Origin of the sequence: Thermodesulfatator atlanticus DSM 21156, from assembly GCF_000421585.1 — a bacterium.
Lineage (GTDB): Bacteria > Desulfobacterota > Thermodesulfobacteria > Thermodesulfobacteriales > Thermodesulfatatoraceae > Thermodesulfatator > Thermodesulfatator atlanticus.
This window is the reverse complement of the sequence record NZ_ATXH01000021.1, coordinates 35,008-42,706: the sequence shown is the minus strand read 5'-3', so window position 1 is coordinate 42,706 and position 7,699 is coordinate 35,008. Positions and strand designations below refer to the sequence as shown.

9 protein-coding genes are annotated in these 7,699 nt (G+C 46.5%); 6 read left to right on the top strand and 3 right to left on the bottom strand.

Features of this window, described 5'->3' with window-relative positions; genetic code table 11:
- The coding region (locus tag H528_RS0108860) for a transposase (RefSeq protein ID WP_022853964.1) at window positions 1-358 on the bottom strand (358 nt) is incomplete at its 3' end.
- A 594-nt stretch (window positions 359-952) separates the two neighbouring features.
- On the opposite strand from H528_RS0108860, the gene H528_RS13315 reads away from it, so the two are divergent.
- The 4 genes from H528_RS13315 to H528_RS14120 all read left to right on the top strand — a co-directional run bounded on the left by H528_RS13315 (window position 953) and on the right by H528_RS14120 (window position 5,457).
- Window positions 953-1,783, top strand: a complete 831-nt coding sequence (locus H528_RS13315) for a TIGR02391 family protein (RefSeq protein ID WP_022853963.1) — start codon at window positions 953-955, stop codon at window positions 1,781-1,783.
- A 517-nt stretch (window positions 1,784-2,300) separates the two neighbouring features.
- Window positions 2,301-4,019: a DUF505 family protein gene (locus tag H528_RS0108850; RefSeq protein WP_022853962.1), complete on the top strand. Its 1,719-nt coding sequence runs from the start codon at window positions 2,301-2,303 to the stop codon at window positions 4,017-4,019.
- Entirely contained in the window at window positions 4,016-4,462 is a 447-nt protein-coding gene (locus H528_RS0108845; protein ID WP_022853961.1) for a dUTP diphosphatase, read from the top strand. Before H528_RS0108850 ends, H528_RS0108845 begins: the two co-directional genes overlap by 4 nt.
- Window positions 4,459-5,457, top strand: coding sequence for an FAD-dependent thymidylate synthase (locus H528_RS14120; protein WP_022853960.1), 999 nt, complete (start codon window positions 4,459-4,461; stop codon window positions 5,455-5,457). The genes H528_RS0108845 and H528_RS14120 overlap by 4 nt, the downstream gene beginning before the upstream one ends.
- Here the strand turns inward: H528_RS14120 and H528_RS14115 are convergent.
- Together H528_RS14115 and H528_RS0108830 are read right to left on the bottom strand one after the other, a co-directional pair.
- Window positions 5,425-6,087 carry a molybdopterin-guanine dinucleotide biosynthesis protein B gene (locus tag H528_RS14115; RefSeq protein ID WP_022853959.1) on the bottom strand — a complete coding sequence of 221 codons (663 nt, stop codon included), beginning with the start codon at window positions 6,085-6,087 and terminating at the stop codon, window positions 5,425-5,427. The two genes, H528_RS14120 and H528_RS14115, sit on opposite strands and share 33 nt — an antisense overlap.
- Entirely contained in the window at window positions 6,087-6,782 is a 696-nt protein-coding gene (locus H528_RS0108830; protein WP_022853958.1) for a metal-dependent hydrolase, read from the bottom strand. Before H528_RS0108830 ends, H528_RS14115 begins: the two co-directional genes overlap by 1 nt.
- Window positions 6,783-6,843: 61 nt before the next feature.
- On the opposite strand from H528_RS0108830, the gene H528_RS14110 reads away from it, so the two are divergent.
- Window positions 6,844-7,308 carry a GNAT family N-acetyltransferase gene (locus H528_RS14110; RefSeq protein ID WP_022853957.1) on the top strand — a complete coding sequence of 155 codons (465 nt, stop codon included), beginning with the start codon at window positions 6,844-6,846 and terminating at the stop codon, window positions 7,306-7,308.
- 20 nt (window positions 7,309-7,328) lie between these two features.
- The gene (locus H528_RS0108820) at window positions 7,329-7,604 is read left to right on the top strand and encodes a hypothetical protein (protein WP_157608208.1); all 276 of its coding nucleotides are present in this window, start codon (window positions 7,329-7,331) and stop codon (window positions 7,602-7,604) included.
- Window positions 7,605-7,699: the final 95 nt, after the last annotated feature.

The window sequence follows — 7,699 nt, the reverse complement described above, 5'->3', positions numbered from 1 at the left end:
TTATATGTGAGATATCGTAGAATTTTTTGACAAAACGCAAGTTAAAGCGGGCAAGATATTCACTGAGGCGTCGGTAATTAGGGATGTTTTTAAGGCCCAGGAGAGTAGAGCGAGCGTGGTCAGCAGCAAGCCTATCCACATCAGAAATGGCCCCATCACCGTTTGCCAGGGTATAGATGAGACTTAAAAGGATTTGCTGGTCAGAGGGGCCGCGGTTTCGCTTTTTTAGGTTAAGGGTGTTTAGGAGATGAGGGAGGCCGAGAAGATGAGAAACATGAGCCAGGAAGAAACTTCCTCCTGATGGAGTAATTTTTTCATCGGTGAAGTCAATTAGGATTTTTTTTGATATATTGTCCATGGGGCACCTCCTGGGTGAAGATATAAGTTTTGTGTTTCCTTTGAAATATAAAATAGAGGTGCCCCTTTCTCATCTCTTATCCGGAACTTAGGGCGCATTATCTAAAAAATTGGATTTCAGGGAATTTTAAGAATAAAAATGGAAATAAATATTTTTATCCTCGAATATAGCTGTAAACTTAGCCTAAATCTATAATTACAATATTTGAAATTTTTATTTGAAAAGCTACCATCTTCAGAGACCTTTGCAAAATCATCGGGATCAGTGTTGTCAGCACAAGCGCAAGGGATCTGTTCCCATTTTTCGGAACGAAAAATGGGAACGGATCCTCGAACGGGCCTTAAGATAAAGTATTTTGCAAAGGTCTCTAAAGAATATTTTAGAGAAAGCTATAAAAGTAGTCTATCATATAGATATATCAGTTTTAAAAGAGCCTCGTCAGAATAAATATTCTGGGGATGTCTTTCGGCAAGTATTTGATGAATGATTTTCTAACATTCGGGTGCACTTGACCGCCAATCCGCTGCGGCCTACGGCCTTGCTTCATTGGCGCCAGTGAGCTTGGGCGTTAGGCCTCTGGAAGGAACGTTCGTGATGGCTGAAGTTCCCAAATTTGATGAAGCGGTACTTCGTAAAATTTGCGACATACTCGGTGATACTTATACAGGGCTAACAGGCTCCGAAATCGGCCAGTTGCTACAAAATTGCGGGATAGACGACCCGTTTCCTGGCGAGACAAAACGCCGCCGATTATTTGAGGCATTATCTCGTCGTCAAAAGCAGGACCGGTGTGGAAATAACGTGGTTGCGTTTATCTATGCAGCCATGAATCCAGTGCGTTATGTGGGGAACCGTGAGCTGTTTGAAGAACGCCGTTCTTTACTCAATGAAGTGTTTGCCTTTGCAGGTTACACCTTGGGGGAAGATGGAAAATTACGGAAAATTGAGAAGGCCCACACTCTTAGTGAAGCCCAGGAGAGAGCCAGTCGCTTGAGAAAGGAGTTAATTGCCCGAAAGGTGCATCCTGATGTGTTACGGTTTTGCCGGGCAGAGCTATTGCAGGATAACTATTTCCATGCAGTGTTTGAGGCAGCCAAAAGTGTTGCTGATAAGATACGGGAGAAAACGGGGCTAACCAGTGATGGCGCGAAGCTCGTTGATGAGGCTTTCGGTGGCAAGAAGCCACTTTTGGCTTTCAATACCCTTCAAACTGAGACAGAACGAAGTGAACACACTGGTCTGATGAATTTGATGAAAGGGCTGTTTGGGGTCTTCCGCAACACTACTGCTCACGCCCCAAAAATCAAGTGGAGTATTAGCGAGCAAGATGCTTTAGATATGCTGACACTGACCTCATTGATACATCGCCGCTTGGATCAGGCTGTGTTGACACGATCTCAACGCGAGAATGCTATGAATGCCTAACACGGCGTCCAGCGGACGCGGCTGCGCCGCGCGCGAACCGTGGCGGTTTTTGGGCAAAGGCGGCTTCGCCTGCCGAGTTGGTTGGACGGTCACGCCGCGCCGCTGGCTATCGTTAGAAAATATTAATACCACAATGATCGAAAAATGTTTGGCGAGACAAGCAGTTTGAAAGTTTCGGGAAGATCCTGGAGTGAATTAGATATTCAAAATTTACCTTCTCTCAAATTGCAAAAGCAAATCCCTCGTAACCCTGAGTACTATTCTTTTTCGGGGCTGGAGCAAGTTATGGCTCTGATGGGAGACATTTAAGGTAAACTTCCTCCATTGGGTAAGGACCTATTTAATGGAGACCTATGCTTAATTGTCCAAAATACTCAAAGGGCTCCAGAAATAAAAATGTAGCATTCTTGGGGGTTCTTTAGACTTTTCGATCCTCTCCCTCAAGATGAGTTGATTTGTCTCAAGTGGTGATTACCGTAGTGGCAGGAGTGGACACTAGCGACTGAGGAGGTGGCTTATGATCGTAACGGTAAAACACTTTAAAATGCTTGCGCGGCTTGAAAAAGGCGGCCTGGAAAAAATAGAAGAGCTTACTCCCGATGACCTTGAAACTCTTTTACACCTGCGTCTCGCAGGCCTGATTACTGAAGAGGAAGAAAGTTTCGCCCTTACGAGAAGCGGGCTTTTAATCCTTGAATCTCTCAGGATGGCCGAAGAGGCGGGCGGTCTTAATTTTGACGAACTTTACGAAGGCTATCGACTGGTGGGCTCGCGCATCATTGCCATGCTCCAAGTTTGTGACAAAGCCCAAGGAAGGACGGCATTTAATCCCGAGATAGATAAAGAACTTGTTGAAAGAGGTCTTGCCAAAGAAGGGCGCTTGCTTCCTTGGGCAGAGGCCATCCTTGAGGCGTATAAAACTGCTACGGTTGAGTTCTTTGTTACACCAGCCCTTGCCCAAAGCATTTTGGCTTTGCCAGTGGGGCCAGCACGCAAGAGTTTTCTCGAACCCATCCCTGAAGAGCATATTTACCAGCTAGAGGCCCAGCGGCTTCTGACCTTTACCATCCCTGATGGGGAATTTTTCGCCTTTACCGGAGTGGGGAGCCAGCTTTGGGCTGCTTTGCGCACCGGGCTGGTCCCAGAAGTTTCTATTTCAGTAACCACTCTACGTGATCTTATAAACGGGAAACGCACCGAGGCTCTTGAAAAGATAGGCGCCCTTGATCCCCAAGGGGAGCTTACCGTGCCAGGCAAACATCTTCTGATGGCTGCTAAGCTCTTTTTTGCCCCCATTCAGGTAAATCTGTCCCTTGATCTTAGCGGCTGGAATATTTCTGTTTTGCGTGCTGTTAATGTAGCTCCGGACAAAACATCCGAAGGCCTTGAAGAATTTTTGGCTTCTCAAGATATTCGAGATTCCTTCCGCCTTAAACAAAGCCTTTATCGTTTGGAAGGCTTCAGGCTCATTGAAAGTACCCCTGAGGGCACTTACCAAATAACCCCTTATGGGGCTGAGCTCCTTAAATTAGAAGACCTTGCGCCGGTTTATGCGCAAGCGGTAATGGCTGTCACGGTGACCAGGACGGAGAATATGCCCCCAGATGACGCCTGGATAAAAAAAGCCGAAGAACAGGGGGTAATTGGTAATGGCTTTCCTACCCAAAAAGGACGATTGTTTGCTGAGATCGCCTCAAACATCGAGCGTCTGCCCGTGATAACGAAAGAAGAAATGCTCGTGTTGCGGGGTATTCCTTTGTGGCGTGGTGTAAGTGAAGAAGAGATCCTTGATTTTTATCCTGAGGATAAACACCCCAGTGTGCTTCATGCCTTGCGCAAGCTTTTGGCTTCGGGTTTGGTTGATCTTTTGCCAGGTGGTCTTTACGTGCTTACCCCTGCGGGAGAGAAAATCAAGCAGGGTCTTTCAGCGGTGCCAGGTGGAGTGGATTTTCCACTTACGCCGCATGTCTGGTACGTGTTGCTTGCGCTTCGCGAAATAGGGAGATTTTCTCCTCAGGGTCGCAAAATTAGAGTGCGCAAAGAAGATTACGACAAGTTAGAAGAAAAAATTGCCAATCTTTCCCCAGAAGCTATTGGAACAGCCCTTGAAATTGCCCGCCTTTGCCGTTACATCTCTGGGCTAGATGTTTTAGAAACAGGTGTCAACTTGCTCGAAGGCCTAGACCTGCTTAAAAACCTTAAGACAAACTGGGAAGAGATAAGGATTTACGCATGATTAAAGTTTGGCGCAAAGACCCCCGGGCGAAGCTGCCAGAGAAGGCTTCACCCGGGGCAGTTGCCTGGGATCTTTTTGCCCTTGAAGATTGCGAGATTGCCCCTGGTGAATTTTTTATGATTCCCACGGGCTTGGTAATCAAGGCGGAAAAGCCTTATGCCATGTTTGTTTTCCCGCGTTCTTCTCTTTTTCGCAAAAAAAAGCTAATTTTCCCGCACTCCGCGGGTATTATCGACTTTGACTACTGTGGAAGCCAGGACGAACTCAAAATACTGGTGGTGAACCTGGGAAAGGAGCCAGCAGTTGTTAAGGCTGGTGAGCGTATAGCGCAGCTTCTTTTTTTAAAGGCCCTTACTGACGTCACCCTTGAGGAAGTCTCTGCCCCCCCTTGTGATGATTCAAGGGGTGGATTTGGTAGCACAGGAGGTTATCACTCCAAATGATTTCCCTTGAAGCTTATCGCCAAAACTTTCTGACCCTTGCCAGGGATTTCTTTGATGAGCTTTTATCAGAAGATAAAGCCCTTTTCAGGGATACCCTTTTTCTCAGTTTTCTTGGAGCCCGGATTTGCTACGCCTCTTCAAGGCCCCTTAATCTTTTTGCTGAAGAGCGTTTCCGCCAAAAAGAAGAATTCCTGGCCTTCTTAAGCCGTTTGAAACGCTCAGGGCATGCCAGTGTGTTTGCCCATTCGCCTCTGGTGGTAAACACTTCTTTTCCAGAAGAAAAGGCGGCTCGCCTGGCACAGGTGCTTTACAAAGCCTGGTGCTCACCAAAAGACAATGCCTTGTGCCTTAACTTGCGCCATTTTGCTGAAGTCTATGATGACGAAACCTTTATGGCTATTGTGGAAGCCTCTTATGAGGCCAGTCAAAAGTGGCAAAATTTCAAGTTTTTCCACGTAAAGTTCCCCGAAGGCAAAGCAACTCTTTGCGCCAAGGGTGCTTTAAGCGAGCTGCTTGAAAAGGGGCTTCCTGAACCTCAAGGCATAAAAGCTGAGCCCGAAGTCTTTGTGATAGATGTTGCTCCCAAAGAAACAGCACCTTTTGGCTGGCTTGCAGTGGTGGTGGAAGGATTCAGCAGGCTTTTTTCGCACCAGTATGTGCGGCACACCTGGCTTAACTTTAACCAGCGTTCACACCGCTACACTCAGGTGGACCAGTTCGTTTTTCCCCCCTCTTTTGACGAAGAAGCAAACAATTTATACGAAAGTCAGATTGAAAAAGGCCTTGAGCTTTACCAAGGGCTTGTTTCCCGAGGCATAAAAAAAGAAGACGCACGTTTTGTTACGCCTCAAGGCTCAGCCACAACCGTTCTTGCCACAGGGCCTTATTTTGTGTGGGAGGATTTTGTCGAAAAACGGATCCATCCCAAAGCCCAATGGGAGATAAGGCGGCTGGCTGAGGCGTTAGCTCTTGTCTTTCGGGAGCTCAATCCTTAATTCAATAATTTCAGGGTTTTTTACCCCCCTTAAGGTGCGCAAAAAACCCTTTAGACTTTCTACCAGGGCCCTTGAAACAAAACGCGTAAGGCCAACGGGTTTGCCATCAACCAAAAGTGTTGCCGTCTCCCGCCTTGGAAGCCTGGCCATGATGAACCTTGCAATTTTAGCAGGCTCTGGCGGAAGATTTTGGTATCCTGTGGCGGTTTTGGCGCCCACTACGGCGATAAGCCCGGGAATATTTTCCTGGTAAAGGGGTGGTTCTTTCAGGTTTTCGTTCACGACTTCTATCTTGGGAACACTTCTTATGCCTTTAAAACCTTCGCAGATGACGATGTCTTCTTCTGGGAAAAAGCGTTTTATAAAATACCAGAAGGTGAAATCGTCTTTTTCAGGGGCGTAAAAACGCAAAAAACATTCTTCCTTTCCCCAGAAGGCAATTTTGGCTACGCCTTCCTGCCAGAAGCGGCTGGTGTCAGAGCGGGATTCTTCAATCCTTGGTCTTGGTTCTTTGGAAGACTTAAGCACGCCTACTTTTAGCCCCAGGGCCTTTAGTTCTTTGGCCACCTGGGTAGCAAGCGTGGTTTTTCCGCTGTTATGGCGTCCGATAAAGGCAATGGCAAATGGCATTAGATTTCCAGAGTCTCTCCGGGCTCAAGGACTTTCATTTCTACCTGCGGAGCAAAATGCTTAAGGTATTCCTGAAAGGCCTGAGGGGTGCCGGTTAACAGTGGAAAAGTTCCAAAATGCATGGGAATTACGATTTTGGGTTGCAAGAGTTCGCAGGCCTTGGCGGCTTCTCGTGGTCCCATAACGTAGTGGTCGCCAATGGGGAGCATGGCTATTTCGGGCTGATAAAGTTCACCGATAAGCTTCATGTCGTAAAAAAGCCCGGTATCTCCGGCGTGGTAAATGGTCTTGCCATTTTCAAGTTGAATAACAAATCCTGCGGCATCGCCCCCGTAAATGATGTTGTCGTCTTCCTGGATAGATGAGCTGTGAAAAGCAGGCACCATGGTGATGACAATGCCTTTGGTACGGTAGGTTCCTCCGATATTCATGCCGGTAACATTTGGGATGCCACGGGCCAAGAGATATTGCTGGATTTCGTGGATGGAAACTACTTCCGTGGCGGCTGTGCGGGCAATTTCGAAAACATTGCCCAGGTGATCACCATGGGCGTGGGTGATAAGAATTAAATCATAGGGGCCTATGTCCCTTTCTGCTGGTCTTTTGGGATTATCAAGCCAGGGGTCTATTAAAATACGGGTGCCTTCATCAGAGACTATCTTGAAGGTTGCGTGGCCGTAAAAGGTAATTTTCATTTTATTCACCTCAATGGATTCTTTTTCCGAATTTTAAGATTAAGCTTGTGTAGGCGTCAATATGAAACTTAGAGAAGCCGAAGAAAGAGACTTTGATTTTATTTGTGATGCTTCAAAGGAATTTATGATCTTTGGCCCGTATGATGAGATTATACCTTCATGGTTTCGGGACCCGTGGATAAAATGCCTTGTCCTTGAAGAGGAAAGCGAGCTTTTGGGGTTCATTATGCTTGGGCCTATGTTTTTGCCGCTTTGGCAACAGACACTTGACGTAACAGCTATTTATGTGAAGCCTACCTTGAGAAAAAGGGGCCTGGGCTTATTTTTAGTTAAAGAAGCCGAAGTGATCGCCCGAAAAAAGGGGTATCGATATTTAAGGGCCCATGTAGGCCAAGAGAACAAACCTGCATTTGAGCTCTTTAAAAAAGCAGGCTTTTCTATTAAAAAGAAGATAGAAAACTATTATCCTTCAGGTCTAACAGCAATTGAAATGCTCAAGGAGCTGAGGGGGAGAAAGGAACAATGATGAAGCCGAAAAAGATTGTTTTGAAGAAAAACACCGAGAAAAAACCGCCTGCACCGCCGCAAGTCAACTTTTTCGAAAAGATTAAGGGGCAAAAGGTCGTAATTCAGTCGCGCGCAGGCACACGCTACGAAGGCACCTTCGAAGCGTACAAAGATGGCTTCTTTTGGCTTAAAAACGCAATTATCGTCGGTAATGAATTTAAAGCAGAGACAGAACTAGTCGCTATAGATCGTGGCCAGACCGCACATCTCCATCTTTATCCCACAAAAGTAGAAAAAGCTTCCCAAGAGGGCTAAGCCTTTTTCTCTTTTTTGGTGCTCTTTTTATCCAGAGAGCATGAAGGAGACATTCAAGTTGGTACTCCTAGCTTGGGCAGGAGAAGCCTATTTAT